This window comes from Paenibacillus sp. 19GGS1-52, from assembly GCF_022369515.1.
In the GTDB taxonomy this organism is placed as follows: domain Bacteria; phylum Bacillota; class Bacilli; order Paenibacillales; family Paenibacillaceae; genus Paenibacillus_AQ.
In genome coordinates this window covers 1-14,079 of the sequence record NZ_CP059724.1, presented here as the reverse complement: position 1 = coordinate 14,079, position 14,079 = coordinate 1, and the positions used below count along the sequence as shown (strand labels likewise).

General features: G+C 49.3%; 13 protein-coding genes and 2 pseudogenes. 11 read left to right on the top strand and 4 right to left on the bottom strand.

Annotated features, from left to right (window positions below; all coding sequences use genetic code 11):
- Positions 1-102 precede the first annotated feature (102 nt).
- Both H1230_RS00065 and clpB read left to right on the top strand, forming a co-directional pair.
- Positions 103-1,089 carry a DnaJ C-terminal domain-containing protein gene (locus tag H1230_RS00065; RefSeq protein WP_239713689.1) on the top strand — a complete coding sequence of 329 codons (987 nt, stop codon included), beginning with the start codon at positions 103-105 and terminating at the stop codon, positions 1,087-1,089.
- A 41-nt stretch (positions 1,090-1,130) separates the two neighbouring features.
- Complete coding sequence (gene clpB, locus H1230_RS00060; protein ID WP_239713688.1) at positions 1,131-3,773, top strand: ATP-dependent chaperone ClpB; 2,643 nt, start codon at positions 1,131-1,133, stop codon at positions 3,771-3,773.
- A 229-nt stretch (positions 3,774-4,002) separates the two neighbouring features.
- Here the strand turns inward: clpB and H1230_RS00055 are convergent, their stop codons facing one another.
- Positions 4,003-5,664: a glycosyltransferase gene (locus tag H1230_RS00055; protein ID WP_239713687.1), complete on the bottom strand. Its 1,662-nt coding sequence runs from the start codon at positions 5,662-5,664 to the stop codon at positions 4,003-4,005.
- A 183-nt stretch (positions 5,665-5,847) separates the two neighbouring features.
- Between H1230_RS00055 and H1230_RS00050 the strand changes: the two genes are divergently transcribed.
- From H1230_RS00050 to H1230_RS00010, 9 genes and pseudogenes are all read left to right on the top strand, one after another.
- Positions 5,848-6,039, top strand: coding sequence for a hypothetical protein (locus H1230_RS00050; RefSeq protein WP_239713686.1), 192 nt, complete (start codon positions 5,848-5,850; stop codon positions 6,037-6,039).
- A gap of 23 nt (positions 6,040-6,062) precedes the next feature.
- Positions 6,063-6,494 (top strand): peptidylprolyl isomerase, encoded by a 432-nt coding sequence (locus tag H1230_RS00045; RefSeq protein WP_239713685.1) that lies wholly within the window; start codon positions 6,063-6,065, stop codon positions 6,492-6,494.
- 136 nt (positions 6,495-6,630) lie between these two features.
- A complete protein-coding gene (locus H1230_RS00040; protein WP_239713684.1) occupies positions 6,631-8,262 on the top strand; it encodes an ABC transporter substrate-binding protein in 1,632 nt (543 codons plus the stop codon).
- 54 nt (positions 8,263-8,316) lie between these two features.
- The gene (locus H1230_RS00035) at positions 8,317-9,267 is read left to right on the top strand and encodes an ABC transporter permease (RefSeq protein ID WP_239713683.1); all 951 of its coding nucleotides are present in this window, start codon (positions 8,317-8,319) and stop codon (positions 9,265-9,267) included.
- A gap of 4 nt (positions 9,268-9,271) precedes the next feature.
- Complete coding sequence (locus H1230_RS00030) at positions 9,272-10,117, top strand: ABC transporter permease (RefSeq protein ID WP_239713682.1); 846 nt, start codon at positions 9,272-9,274, stop codon at positions 10,115-10,117.
- Between the two features lie 15 nt (positions 10,118-10,132).
- Positions 10,133-11,095 (top strand): annotated as a pseudogene (locus tag H1230_RS00025) (ABC transporter ATP-binding protein); the annotation flags it as partial.
- Between the two features lie 48 nt (positions 11,096-11,143).
- Positions 11,144-12,083 (top strand): annotated as a pseudogene (locus tag H1230_RS00020) (ABC transporter ATP-binding protein).
- A gap of 25 nt (positions 12,084-12,108) precedes the next feature.
- On the top strand, positions 12,109-12,315 hold the full coding sequence (locus H1230_RS00015; RefSeq protein WP_239713681.1) for a hypothetical protein: 207 nt from the start codon (positions 12,109-12,111) through the stop codon (positions 12,313-12,315).
- A 54-nt stretch (positions 12,316-12,369) separates the two neighbouring features.
- A complete protein-coding gene (locus tag H1230_RS00010) occupies positions 12,370-12,558 on the top strand; it encodes a hypothetical protein (protein WP_239713680.1) in 189 nt (62 codons plus the stop codon).
- Between the two features lie 284 nt (positions 12,559-12,842).
- Here the strand turns inward: H1230_RS00010 and H1230_RS31500 are convergent, their stop codons facing one another.
- From H1230_RS31500 to H1230_RS31490, 3 genes are read right to left on the bottom strand one after another with little or no spacing between them, the layout of a single operon-like run.
- A complete protein-coding gene (locus H1230_RS31500; RefSeq protein ID WP_345773390.1) occupies positions 12,843-13,025 on the bottom strand; it encodes a hypothetical protein in 183 nt (60 codons plus the stop codon).
- A 37-nt stretch (positions 13,026-13,062) separates the two neighbouring features.
- Positions 13,063-13,431, bottom strand: coding sequence for a metallophosphoesterase family protein (locus tag H1230_RS31495; protein WP_345773389.1), 369 nt, complete (start codon positions 13,429-13,431; stop codon positions 13,063-13,065).
- A gap of 11 nt (positions 13,432-13,442) precedes the next feature.
- Positions 13,443-13,712, bottom strand: a complete 270-nt coding sequence (locus H1230_RS31490) for a metallophosphoesterase family protein (protein WP_345773388.1) — start codon at positions 13,710-13,712, stop codon at positions 13,443-13,445.
- Positions 13,713-14,079: the final 367 nt, after the last annotated feature.

Here is a 14,079-nt window from a genome sequence, read left to right as displayed (position 1 = left end):
TGGGGATTCCGGCTATGATGCGTCTTTTCTCGAAGACAATCGACAATTAATTATAAGTATTACTAGCTAGGCTATGAAATCTTAGGAAGGGAGGGAAACCATATGGCGGTAAAAAGCTTCTATGAGGCTTTGGGTGTAAGTAAAGGAGCTTCCAAGCAGGAGATTAAAAAAGCCTATCAGAAGCTTGCCAAGAAGTGGCATCCCGATGTGAATAAAGCGCCTGGGGCAGAGCAGCAGTTCAAACAAGCTGCGGAAGCCTATGAGGTGCTGAGCAATGAAGAGAAGCGTAAGGTTTATGACGAAGAGCAGCAATATGGTGCTGGACGAGGACAAGCAACGGGAGGTGGGGGCAATGGCTCCCCTTTCGGCGCAGGCCGGAGCGGAGGCTATTCTTCCGGTGGGTCCGGCATCCCGGAAGAGGATCTGTTCGGGATGTTCTTCGGAAGCCGGGGGTCGGCGGATCGGGCTGGCTTCGATTTCTCCGGAGGCGCCGGTAACGCGCGTCAAGGGGGTAGTCCCTGGGGCGAAGCCCGCAGTACGATGCAGGCACAGCTTGATATTTCGCTGGAGCAGGCTTATACAGGTGCAAGTGTAAGAGTTCAGATTGGCGGTAAGGATGTGAATATCAGTATTCCGGCTGGATCTACAGACAGTGCGGTCATTAATATAACTGGAGACGGTAAAAATGGAGTGGCACAGGGCGAAGCTCTGCTGATTATACTGCATATTTTGCCGCATGGAATTTATGAGATTCAAGAGAGTGATCTGCATGGTATTCTGGAAATTGCTCCCTGGCAGGCGGTGCTGGGTGGAGAGGCCAAGGTGCTGCTGCCTAATGGAAGTACCATGAAATTGAAGATTCCGGCAGGAATTCAGAGCGGTAAGACGCTGCGGATACCCGGCAAGGGGTTGAAACGCAGCAATGGCACGAACGGTGATATTCTGTTCGCCATTGAAATTGTCATTCCTGGACCTGCTAGTGAAGCGGAGATGCAACTATACCGTCAGCTTGCCGAATCTGGCAGCTTCCACGCTGGTGCAAAACGGCAAAATTCGGGTACACAGCGGCGCAAAGGTGCGGCGGGTTAATTCATATTTGATCGAATCTTTATAGAAAGGTGTTGAGCGCAATGGATTTTAATAAATTAACCCAGAAGCTACAGGAGGCGGTGGCTGCAGCACAATCGCTGGCCTCCAGCGGTGGCCACCCGGAGATTGATAATCTCCATTTGTTGAAGGCCTTACTTCAGCAGCATGAGGGCTTGCTGCCAAGACTGTTGCAGAAGATGAATATACCGGTAGCAGAGCTGCTGCAGAGTACGGATGAACTACTGCAGCGCAAAGCCAGTATTAGTGGGTCAGGGGCGGGAACCGTACGGCGATATGCCTCCCCATCGCTGATTCGCGTGCTGGAGCAGGCAGAGAAGGAAGCCGCGCAACTGCAGGATGAGTTCGTCGCGGTGGAGCATGCCGTGCTGGCGATGGTATCCGATTCAGGCAGTGAGAACCGCGAGCTGCGGGGGATGTTTGCCAGCCGTGGAGTGACGCGGGAGAAGCTGCTGTCCGTGCTTGCGGAAATCCGTGGTCACCAGCGTGTGACTAGCCGGGAGCCGGAAGCCACCTATGAGGTGCTGGAGAAATACGGGCGTGATCTTGTAGCGGAAGTGCGGGCTGGGAAGATTGATCCGGTCATTGGACGTGACGCGGAGATTCGCCGCGTCATTCGTATCCTGTCCCGCAAGACCAAGAACAACCCGGTGCTGATCGGGGAGCCAGGCGTTGGGAAGACCGCGATTGTAGAAGGATTGGCCCACCGGATTGTCCGTAAAGACGTGCCAGAGGGACTGAAGGATAAGACGATTTTTTCACTGGATATGAGTTCACTTGTGGCTGGGGCCAAATATCGCGGGGAATTTGAGGAGCGGCTGCAAGCCGTGCTGAAGGAAATACAGGAGAGTAACGGGCGGATTATTCTGTTCATTGATGAGGTGCATACGATTGTCGGTGCAGGTAAGACAGAGGGTGCTATGGATGCCGGCAATATGTTGAAGCCGATGCTGGCTCGCGGTGAACTGCACTGTATCGGAGCGACTACGCTTGATGAATACCGGAAATATATTGAGAAGGACCCGGCGCTGGAACGCCGCTTCCAACAAGTGCTTGTAAGCGAGCCGGATGTGGAGGATACGATTTCGATCTTGCGTGGACTCAAAGAGCGGTTCGAGGTATATCATGGAGTCAAAATCCATGATAGTGCACTCGTGGCAGCAGGTGTGTTGTCCAATCGTTACATCACGGATCGTTTTCTGCCGGATAAGGCGATTGATCTGATCGATGAAGCCTGCGCGATGATCCGTACGGAGATTGATTCCATGCCAGGCGAGATGGATGAAGTGACACGCCGCCTGATGCAGATGGAGATTGAAGAAGCCGCGCTCAAAAAAGAAACCGACGACGCCAGCAAGCGCCGTCTGGAAACACTGCAGCGGGAGCTTGCCGATCTCAAGGAGAAGCATCTAGGAATGACAGCGCGCTGGGAGAAGGAGAAGTCGGTCATCCAAGGGATTCGCGAGCTTAAGAAGCGGCTGGAGCAGGCCAAGAAAGAGCTGGTGGATGCACAGGAGGCCTACGATCTCAATAAATCAGCCGAGCTTAGCTATGGCATTATTCCTGATCTGGAACGGCAGGTGAAGGCGGCGGAAGAGGCGGCCTTCCAGGATCAGGATACGCGGCTGCTGCGCGAAGCTGTAACCGAGGAAGAGATTGCCGATATCGTCTCGCGTTGGACTGGAGTACCTGTCAGCAGATTAGTTGAGGGTGAGCGGAATAAGCTGTTGCGGCTGGAAGAAACGCTGCATGAGCGTGTCGTGGGGCAGGAAGAAGCGGTCGGCCTAGTGGCCGATGCGGTGCTTCGGGCCAGAGCCGGAATCAAGGACCCCAACCGCCCGATTGGTTCGTTCCTGTTCCTGGGACCGACAGGTGTGGGCAAGACGGAGCTAGCTAAGGCGCTTGCTGTATCGTTATTCGACCGCGAGGACGGCATGATCCGTATCGATATGTCGGAGTATATGGAGAAGCATAGTGTGTCCCGACTGGTCGGTGCACCTCCAGGATATGTCGGCTATGAGGAAGGCGGCCAGCTCACGGAAGCGGTACGGCGCCAGCCTTACACAGTTGTCCTGCTGGATGAAGTAGAGAAGGCGCATCCTGATGTGTTTAATATTCTACTGCAGTTGCTCGATGATGGGCGGCTGACCGATTCGCAGGGCCGGATGGTCGATTTCAAGAATACAATCATCATTATGACCTCCAATATTGGCTCGCCACATCTCATTCAAGGAACCGATGATCATGGGGAGCTTACAGAAGCGGTCAAGGACAGAGTCATGCAGGAGCTTAGCGGTCATTTCCGTCCCGAGTTTCTGAACCGGGTGGATGATATTGTGATGTTCAAGCCGCTTACATTGAGTGAAATTGAGCAGATCGTCGTGAAGCTGGTGCAAGGATTACGTCTGCGCCTTGCAGAGCGCGGAGTGGGACTTGTGCTTAGCGAAGCAGCGGTACACTTTATTGCCAACGAAGGTTTTGATCCTGTTTACGGAGCCAGACCGCTGAAGCGGTTCATCCAGCGCACCCTGGAAACCCGTGTGGCACGTGCGCTCATCGCCGGTGAAGCGGAAGAGGGCTCGGTCATGGAAGTGGACGAATCCGGCGGTGAGTTGACCGTTTCCATTACGAAGCCAGAGGTTGCCGAAGCGCTTAGATCTGTGTAAGGAAGCTGTTAGGAAGATGAATTGTGAATGAGTTGTTATAGGGGTAAAAAACTAGTAAGTCTCCTATTCTTGGAGACTTGCTAGTTTTAGTGTTCAAATATAAGAATTTATATGCTTCACACGATAACTTATCCTTATATTTCTCAAAGAAACGGGTGCCATCCCTAAAAGGACGGCAAAGCCGTTTCTTCTTGAGTCTTATGACACCACTCTCTAAATTATACCATCGCTATTCTACCCATGGCACCAAATGGGGCTGCTCCTCAAGGATAGAGAGATATTGCTCCTTCCAGCCATACTGTCCATCGGGGTCAAGCTGCATATACCGCAAATATTTCTCCAGCCGAAATTCAGCCTTGGACCAACCAAGGTGCTTGAGGCGCAAGTCGCTTAGCTGATGGGGGAGCTCGAAAATATTTTGCGGCAATCGTCCACAATGCTGCGGAGATTCATTCCACACATAATTACAATCTTTCCGGTAACGGAGCAGAAACGGACGGTAGCTTAAATGAGAGCGCCAGTAGGTGTCCTCCCGATATGATCGCTCGTTCCAGAAGTCGTATAGCCGGAAGCAATACAAATCCACCTGCGATTCCTGCAACATGGACCGAATCTCCTGAGCAAACCTTGCTTCAAACAGCTCATCCCCGTCCAGATTTAGAATCCACTCCGGATTCGTCTTCAGGACTTCTTCCCACTGCTGCTTGCGCAGCTCAATTTCATTGCTGAATTTGGAATGTGTATTGTGCACGAGATGCACGGGGATGCCTTGAAGGGCTTCTAGACAGACTGCTGCCGTGTCATCTGTGCTACCATCATCTATAATGACAGCCTCATCGATGTATTTGCGGTGTTCCTCCAGAACCTGACGCAGGAAGCGTGGACTTTCATTCTTGACGACCATTGATAGAGTGAGCTTGGGATGTTTTATGGTTCTAGGTACGGTTTGGATGGTTCTGAGATCGGGATTTGTGGAGGCCTCTCCTTGTGCTATTGTTGCCAAATCTACCGATATGGGATTTGAATTTGCTAACTCTGACTCTGTCTCGGATGCGGACTCCACTAGAGGAGTCATACCACCTGTAGTCTGCTTGATGAAGTCCTCAACCCTGCTCAAATCGCTATCTCTGTATAGATGCAGTGCAGGATAATGGGTATCCACAAATAGCGGGATGCCCAATGCGGCAGCACGGATACAGAAGTGGCGATCTTCTCCCCAGTAGGAGATATTACTGATCGGGTTATAGCTTATCCCGGAGATTATAGCCTGATGACTGATCAGTGTACATGCTCCCAAGCCGCCCACTTCATAGATTCCCGGCACCTGCAGCTTAGTTAGAAACTGGTGGAATCTGTTTTGGATCTCCTCGGGGGGAAGCTGTTCTCCCGGCAATAGCTCCCACTGATTGTATTCGTCATGCATCCATACCTGCGGCTGGAGCATGCTTTCCGGCTGCCAGCGGGTCCAGAAAACCTCCGAAATAATATCTTTTTCCGTGGATACGAGATGCACTAGCGTTTCGGGGGAGAGGATCAGGTCGGAATCGAGCAGGAACAGATAATCATAACCGAAGGTTTCAGCATGTCGGATAATCGTGTTCTTAAAGTTCGCAACTTTCCAGACCAGCTCCGAGTTCCAGTAATGGGTACTGTCATTTCGGATATACGTATCGCGGAAGCCGGAGGAATGGAGAAGAATATGGTTATTGGTTTCTTTAAATTCCTGTAGCAGCAGGCTGGATCGTTCATCCTCGTTATCATCGATAAAGTAGAAATCCAGCTCTAGGCCATCCCGCTTCAAGCGGAGTAAGGAATCCAGAAATTGACGCAGGATAAGCGGTTTTTGGTGAATAGGGCTGCCGAGCAGTATACGTGGCTTGTTCTCGCTCATCGCAGTCCACCTACACAATGAACTATCGGTATCATAAAATTCCTCCGGTCCTATTACTGATTGATTTATATGTATTAAATATATTTACGTAAGGACTGGACTAACCCTTATTTTTTGCCTGCTGTACAATCAGAGGTTAAATAGGTTAAAGTGGACCGCATAAAGAGAAGAGGAGGGAATGTATTGGAGAAATCACCGTTAAAGGTACAGCAATTAATCAATCTGCTGCTGGCCATGAATCCGCGTGCCGAAGTGTTCTGGATGGATGGGGACGGTGAATACCGTCCGCTGCAGGCAGACGATGTCCAGGAGATTTACGCGCCGGAAGAGGTCGCTAAGACAGTAGCGCATATTGGTAGTCCTCGCAAAAGCTAAGAGGAGAAGGGAGCTGCGAAGGTATGAAGCAAGCATTAATCAGATTAGAGCAAGGACAAATGATCGAGATCGAACTCTATCCGCAGGATGCACCGGGCACAGTGGCTAATTTTGAAAAGCTGGCTAATCAAGGTTTTTATGACGGATTGACATTCCAGCGGGTCGTGCAAGGTTTTGTAGCCCAAGGCGGTTGTCCAGAGGGTACTGGCCGGGGTGGGACGGACAAGATCCCTTGCGAAACGGAGAATAATCCCCACAAGCATGTTCGTGGTTCCTTATCTATGGCTCATTTTGGTACCCATACAGGCAGCTGTCAGTTTTTTATTTGTTATGATGCCTTTGATTATCTGGACGGTTGGCATACGGTGTTTGGCAAAGTAATATCCGGTATGGAGCATGTGGATGCGTTACAGCGCGGGGATTTAATGAAAGAGGTGAAAGTTTGGGATAAGTAGGTTCTGACCATGTGAATATCAGCGATTCCCTCTATGTTACATTAATGTGAATTTTCATCCATTGTAATCCCGACTATTCCGATGTATAATCTGTAAATCACGAGAGAGATTGTTTACAGACATGGAGGAGAGAGATATGCGTAGAGGGTTATCAGGAGTTGCAATTTTGATTTTATTAACATTAGTGGTTAGCGCGTGCTCCGGGGGGAATAACGCAGCATCACCGACGGCAAGCCAGTCGCCAGCGGCTAGTACTGAGCCTGCGGCAAGTGCTCAGCCAAAGGATGGTGGCAGCTTGATTATTGGGGTCGCTTCCGATCCGGTAATACTAAATCCGAACTATGCAGGTGACCGGGTCAGCCTTACAATAGACCAAGCACTGTACGCTCCACTGTTTCAAGTGAATAACGGGGTCAAGACGTTCTATCTTGCGGATAGCCTGACACTTTCGCCAGATAACCTTACTTATACATTGAAATTAAAAAGTGGTCTTACCTGGCATGATGGTGAGAAGCTTACCGCCGACGATGTTGTGTTCACCATTGACAGCATCCTGGATGAGAAGCAGAACAGCTTCCTGAGAGCAAACTTCTTCATCGGTGATAAATCGATTAAAGCGGTGAAGGTCGATGATCTGACTGTAGATTTCAAACTTCCGCAAGTCAGCCCGGCTTTTGAGGCCACGCTATTACAGGTATTCCCGATTCCTAAACATATTTTTGAGAATGAAACTGACATTGAGAAGAGCACAAAGAATGCTGCTCCAGTCGGGTCTGGTCCATTCAAATTCAAAGAGTATAAAGCAGGCGAGTATCTGACACTGGAAAGATTCGATAACTACTTCGGCGGGAAACCTCATCTGGATTCGGTAACGTACCGGATCGCCAAGGATACGAATGCTGCTAATCTTGCGCTTCAGAATGGTGAGATCAACATTAAATATCTGGACCCACAGGATGTTGGAACGATTCAGGCAACGAACAATTTCGAAATATTGCCTTATAGTGAAGGTCGGTTGTCGTACCTGATGTTCAATGCAAACAGCGATACAGGCGCACTTGCGAAAAAAGAAGTTCGGCAGGCCTTGTCTCTGGCTCTGAGCCGAGACGAAATCATTCAGACTGCGTATACGTCGAACGAATATGCTGATCCGGCGAAATCTTTTCTGACGCCTGACGCGCTGTATTATACCGATGCCGTATCATCCTTTGATAATGATGTTGCCAAAGCCAAAGAGCTGCTGCAATCGGCTGGAGTCAGCAACCTGAAGCTGAGATTTATTGTGCAAAGCGGTAATAAAGCACAGGAAGCGATCTCGCTGTATGTGCAGCAAAAGCTGAAGGCCATTGGCGTAGATGTTGAACTACAGAACATGGATTCAACAGCATGGGTACAGAAGTTTATTGATCTGAAAGCTACAGACTATGAACTGGCGCTGACAGGATATATCATGGGCTACGATCCTGATGCCTACCGCATTCTGTTCACCTCGGGTGCTTCGTCCAACTATTCGCATTATGCGAATGCGGAAGTCGATAAGCTGCTGAATGAAGGCGCTGGTGAAGCCGATGAGACCAAACGTGGGGAGATTTATAAAAAGGTACAAGAGCTCGTTGCAGAGGATGCACCGATTTATCCAATAGCCTATACCAAGACCATTGTAGCGGTTTCCAAGAACTACGGCGGGATTGAAGAAGCGGTATTGAAGCCTGTCGTTATTTTTGAAGATTTGTCAAAAATCTACCTAAATAAGTACGGGGGAAAATAAGCTGGGCAAACCAGCTTATTTTTTTGCCGATAATGATCAACTGGGAGAATACGCATGAGACAACTCATCGTTCGAAGATTGCTGCAAACCCTGCCGATGCTGTTTTTTGTATCACTGGTGTGTTTTACGATGATTAAGCTGGCTCCGGGAGATCCGGTGCTTTCCTTCGTTACACCGAATATGCACGCAGATGATATCGAGCGTATCCGTCATAACCTTGGACTGGACAAACCGGCTTATATTCAATATCTAATATGGATTAAAGAAATGGTACAGGGAAACTTTGGTTATTCCCTTGTGAACCATCAGCCTGTGCTGAGTCAAATATTGGAGCGGTTGCCTGCCACTGCAGGCTTAATGGGAAGTGCCATCGGTCTTGCGGTTCTGCTCGCGATCCCGTTAGGTCTTCTTGCAGGTGCCAACCGAAATCGAGGCGTCGATAAGCTGATCAATTTTATTTCGTATATTGGAATTTCTGTACCTTTGTTCTGGCTGGCTATTTTACTTATGTACTTATTCGCGATTAAGCTGCACATGCTGCCGAGTATGGGAATGCGCACGATTGGTGTGGAATCTGCAGTCGATGTATTGAAGCATGGCATTCTGCCCTGTACGGTGCTGGCTTTTGGTTTCCTGGCGGGCTACGTACGCTACATCCGTTCCAGCACCATTGGACAACTCAAAGAGGATTATGTGCAGATTCAATATGCCTTTGGTTCGTCGAAGATGACGGTTCTGTTCCGACATGTGCTGAAGCATGTTCTGCTTCCGGTAATTACGCTGCTCGGGATGTCCATGGGTGATTTGGTGGCGGGAGCTATCGTCACAGAGACGGTATTTTCCTGGCCGGGTATTGGCTCACTAGGGATGACTGCTGTGAAAGGAATGGATTATCCTGTAATTATGGGTATCACCCTGTTCTCTTCCTTAATGCTAATTGTAGGGAATCTGGCGGCAGATATTCTATATAGTACCGTGGACCCGCGAATTAAATTAACGAGGTGACCTCATGAATCGCAGTAAATGGAAAAGTGTCGGAAATGAGCTGTTTACGAATCGATTGGGTGTCGCAGCGCTCATTATATTAATTGTATTTTCGCTCTGTGCCATCTTTGCTTTCTTATCCGGATATGATCCGAATGAAATGAATGTAATGGCTCGTCTGACATCGCCTGGAGCAGGGCATTGGTTTGGAACAGATGATTATGGGCGGGATTATTTTGCCAGAGCTTTATATGGTGGTCGTGTATCCTTGTTGGTAGGGTTTGCTTCAATGATTATAGCAACTGGTATTGGAGTGATAGTGGGTGTAATTAGCGGTTATTATGGCGGTTGGCTGGATAATCTCCTCATGCGGCTGCTCGATGTGGTGATGTCGATACCTTCCTTTCTGATCCTGCTGCTACTCAGCGTGTATCTGAAGCCAAGCGTTAGTAACATTATCATTATTATTGCTCTATTAATGTGGATGAATATTGCCCGGGTGATCCGGGCGGAGACGATGACGATCAAAGAGCGGGAATATGTGCTGTATGCGAAGGCTTCAGGGCAAAGCTCATCCGGTATTATAGGGCGGCATATTCTTCCCGGTCTGGTACCCGTCATCATTGTAGGCGCAACAAATAATATTGCTTCGGCCATTATGATGGAGTCCTCCTTAAGCTTTCTTGGCTTTGGGGTACAACCTCCGAATGCCACCTGGGGCAGTATGCTCAATAACGCACAGGGATATATTGCACAGGCCCCCTATTTGGCGCTGTTCCCAGGGTTGCTAATTCTTTTAACTGTATTGAGCTTTAATGTTCTGGGCGATATTTTGCGGGTTGGCTTTGAACCGAAGCTGATCCGAAGATAGGAGTGTGAAGACATCATGACGGAACGGCTCTTGTCTGTCGAGGATTTGAAGGTTTCATTCTATACCCGTGATGGAGAGAATCAGGCGGTACGTGGCATTAGCTTTCACATGGATGCTGGTGAAACCTTAGGGATCGTCGGTGAATCTGGCAGTGGCAAAAGCGTCACGGCCAAGGCGATTATGTCATTAATCACGTCTCCGGGTAAAATGATTGGTGGAAACATCAACTTTCGCGGTGAGGATCTGTCCAGCCTCTCGGAGAAGCAGTGGAGGAAGCTGCGTGGCAACCGGATTGCCATGGTATTTCAGGATCCGATGACCTCGCTTAATCCGGTGAAGAAGATCGGTCAACAACTGACAGAAGTGATCCGCAGACATCGCGGCTTAAATAAAGCAGAAGCATTTGCAGAGGCGGTCCGCATGCTGCAGCAGGTGGGGATTAGCAATCCGGAGCAGCGGCTGCAGCAATATCCACATGAGTTCAGCGGTGGCATGCGGCAGCGGGTGATGATCGCGATGGCCCTCTCCTGCCAGCCTGAGCTGCTGATTGCGGATGAGCCGACAACTGCGCTGGACGTAACGATTCAGGCGCAGATCTTGGAGCTTTTTAAAGAGTTGAAGAACAATTCCCATACGGCTGTGGCACTTATTACACATGATTTGGGCGTGGTGGCACAAGTATGTACCCGGGTGATTGTAATGTATGGTGGGCTAATTATGGAAGAGGGTACAGTGGAGGATATTTTTTATCGTCCACAGCATCCATACACTAACGGTTTGCTCCGCTCTATTCCACGGCGAGACGGCAAATCACGGGAACGGCTTGTTCCGATTGAAGGAACACCACCTGATTTACTGAGTCCCCCTTCAGGCTGCCCGTTTATGGAACGTTGCCCTCATGCATTCGCCCGTTGCGGCGAGCGTCCTCCGGTCATTGAGTTATCACCCGGTCACCGCTCCGCATGCTGGTTGGCTGACGGCACACAGGAAACTCAGGCTGTAGCTAGCGCCAAAGGGAGGATTCTGGTGAGTGAAGGTAAGATTCTAGTAGACGTCAACAATCTCAAGAAGCATTTTTCCAAAGGGAAGGACCTTTGGGGGCGAGATACAGCCGTGCTGAAAGCAGTAGATGGAGTCAGCTTCCAGATTCGCCAGGGAGAAACTTTCGGTCTGGTTGGAGAATCCGGGAGCGGCAAGTCGACCGTGGGTCGTTGTTTGCTCCGCTTATATGACTATACGGACGGGGAAGTATCTTTCGACGGACAGCCGATCAGCAAGCTTGGGAGAAGCAGCTTAAGCCTTTCCGCAGACGCATTCAGACGATCTTTCAGGACCCTTACTCTTCTCTGAATCCAAGCTTGAATGTGCTTGAACTGATTAGTGAACCCATGAAGATCCATGGTGTGTACCCGGGGGAGGAACGCAAGGAGGCTGTGGCTGCATTGCTGGAGAAGGTAGGCCTCAAAAGAGAGCATCTCTACCGCTTTCCCCATGAGTTCAGCGGTGGGCAGCGCCAGCGGATATCTATCGCCAGAGCCTTGTCGGTCAGACCTGAGTTTGTGGTCTGCGACGAACCGATTTCGGCCCTCGATGTATCCGTTCAGGCGCAGGTCGTGAACATGCTTGAGGATTTGCAGTCCGAATTCGGACTGACCTATCTCTTCATTGCCCATGATCTGTCGATGGTCCGGCATATCTCAGACCGGATCGGCGTCATGTATGGCGGTCGTCTCGTCGAGGTTGCGGCGAGCGATGAACTGTATGACAACCCCATCCATCCGTATACGAAGCACTGCTATCTTCCATTTTGGAGCCTGACCCGAAGCAGGCCCATCAGAGAAAAGTCTTAACTGGCTATCACGCTGAACAAGGCCCTTCAGATTCTTCTGAACTACGGGAAGTAAGTCCGGGTCACTATGTGGCCTGGATTTCATGGAGACAACACTGCCATAAAAGGCGGCAATAGATTAGAAATCAGAGGAGGAAATAAGATGTCAGAAACATTGAACCGGGTGAAGCTGTCCCAATGGGATGCATTGTTGCTGGAATCCTTGCGGGGCTTGGGTTGGTCGGATGAGGAGCTGCTGCTTAGAGTGACAGAAGGAGATTTACCTGTTGACGAGAGCGAATACCATTTTGATTATAAGCAGTTGACAGCTTTACAGGCAGAGAAGCCGGGGAATTCCTGCAGGCGGTAACACGAAGGCTATCAGATCAAGTACAATACGATTCGCGGCATCCGCAGTTGGATCTTGATTGCCCTTGGCAAAGAGGCAGTACTAGAACTTGAAGAAGGCAAAGAAGCTGCCGAGGCAGCTTTAACGGTAGACGAGAAGAAGCGGCTGCAAGCTGTACTGTCGTTCGGTTGGCAGATACATAGCGATGCTCAGACCGCAGCCGGAGCAACCGAAGTGTATCGGATTGAGCCGATTCAAAGATGATATAGAGAGTGCAAGCCGTCAAGCGGACTGAGAAGCCCCTATTTGTTCAAAATCAGGTGATTTGGAAATTTGGCGGACTCCAGGGACCCTATTACCCCGATTTCACCCCAAAAATTCCTGTTTTCGCTTCAATAGTGTCTCCTGTGTCCGCTTCATGTTGCCTATACCCTCTCGAAAGTGAAATAGCGGATCTAGAGTCCGCCATCTGTAATCTGCAACTATACTCATAGAGAAAAAAACGATTGCTGTAGCGGCAGATGCCGGCAACAATCGTTTTTTTGTGGCTAGATATTTTGTAATAACAAGCTTACTTCATACTCAGCACTTTCAACCCAGGAACCGGTCTTAAAGTCTCTGCCTCGCACAACAACTTTATGGCTGTAGACTTCCACATAATAGCCTTGGCTGCCTATTTTGGCTTCATCCTCATTGGTCCATAGATAGGCAACGGAGGCAGAATTGAACATTGTGGCGGTCTCTCCGTGGCCGGGAACATCGTATTATCTACTTCAAGCTCCCAGTGGGTATGTCCGTGAACAATAGAGTCTGAGGATATTTGGCCAGAATGGACTTTAATTCCTCATCCTGTGTGACCCCATACCAGCCTTGAGATTCTAGTGAACCAGCTACGGTGTCTTTGAGCGGCTGATGCAAGAAGAGGAAGACGGGCTTATCGGCAGCGGACTGCTCTTCAAGCTGATGGTCCAGCCATTGAAGCTGCTGGATCGACAGATTACAGAAGGTCCGCAGACCTTGCTCTGTCCCCAGAAAAATAAAATGATATCCGTCGATCCAATGGTCATGATAGGGGCCGGTCATCCCCGTCTCTGTTTCATAAAGCGCCAGTCGCGACTCCCAGTGTCCAAGCCCCACATCATGGTTGCCTAAGGTGAAGGTAATGTCCGGCAGCTTGGCCTATACTTATTTACAATGCGCACCATCTCTTCGTATTCCTCAGGAAAACCATGGTCCGTAACATCTCCGATATGCATGATCCCACTGCTTCCCTCACCATGGTCGGCAATGTCCTGCAGCGCCAACTCAAAGTTAAGATTGTACTCATGCTCGGGATCGGCAGTTACATGCGTATCCGTAATAATCTGAAAGGTAACGAGAGGTTGTTCTTCATCACGTTTATCGGTGTTCATATTCATGAGTAACGGACCTCCTAAAAGTTTTGTGAGCGTTACATCCTGAGTTACTTCGTACAAAACTACTTCGAAAGCATAAGCTAAGTTTTGTGAGCGTTACATCCTGAGTTACTTCGTACAAAACTACTTCGAAAGCATAAGCTAAGTTTTGTGAGCGTTACATCCTGAGTTACTTCGTACAAAACTACTTCGAAAGCATAAGCTAAGTTTTGTGAGCGTTACATCCTGAGTTACTTCGTACAAAACTACTTCGAAAGCATAAGCTAAGTTTTGTGAGCGTTACATCCTGAGTTACTTCGTACAAAACTACTTCGAAAGCATAGGCTAAGTGTTGTGGAGCACCACTATTTGTCAGCATCCACTTCAAAAT

Coding starts and splice junctions, on each gene's coding strand:
- H1230_RS00035 (WP_239713683.1), top strand. CDS start 8,317: ATGAGACAACTCATCGTTCGAAGATTGCTGCAAACCCTGCCGATGCTG.
- H1230_RS00030 (WP_239713682.1), top strand. CDS start 9,272: ATGAATCGCAGTAAATGGAAAAGTGTCGGAAATGAGCTGTTTACGAAT.
- H1230_RS31490 (WP_345773388.1), bottom strand. CDS start 13,712: ATGAATATGAACACCGATAAACGTGATGAAGAACAACCTCTCGTTACC.
- H1230_RS00040 (WP_239713684.1), top strand. CDS start 6,631: ATGCGTAGAGGGTTATCAGGAGTTGCAATTTTGATTTTATTAACATTA.
- H1230_RS00015 (WP_239713681.1), top strand. CDS start 12,109: ATGTCAGAAACATTGAACCGGGTGAAGCTGTCCCAATGGGATGCATTG.
- H1230_RS00055 (WP_239713687.1), bottom strand. CDS start 5,664: ATGAGCGAGAACAAGCCACGTATACTGCTCGGCAGCCCTATTCACCAA.
- H1230_RS00045 (WP_239713685.1), top strand. CDS start 6,063: ATGAAGCAAGCATTAATCAGATTAGAGCAAGGACAAATGATCGAGATC.
- H1230_RS00065 (WP_239713689.1), top strand. CDS start 103: ATGGCGGTAAAAAGCTTCTATGAGGCTTTGGGTGTAAGTAAAGGAGCT.
- H1230_RS31500 (WP_345773390.1), bottom strand. CDS start 13,025: ATGTTCAATTCTGCCTCCGTTGCCTATCTATGGACCAATGAGGATGAA.
- clpB (WP_239713688.1), top strand. CDS start 1,131: ATGGATTTTAATAAATTAACCCAGAAGCTACAGGAGGCGGTGGCTGCA.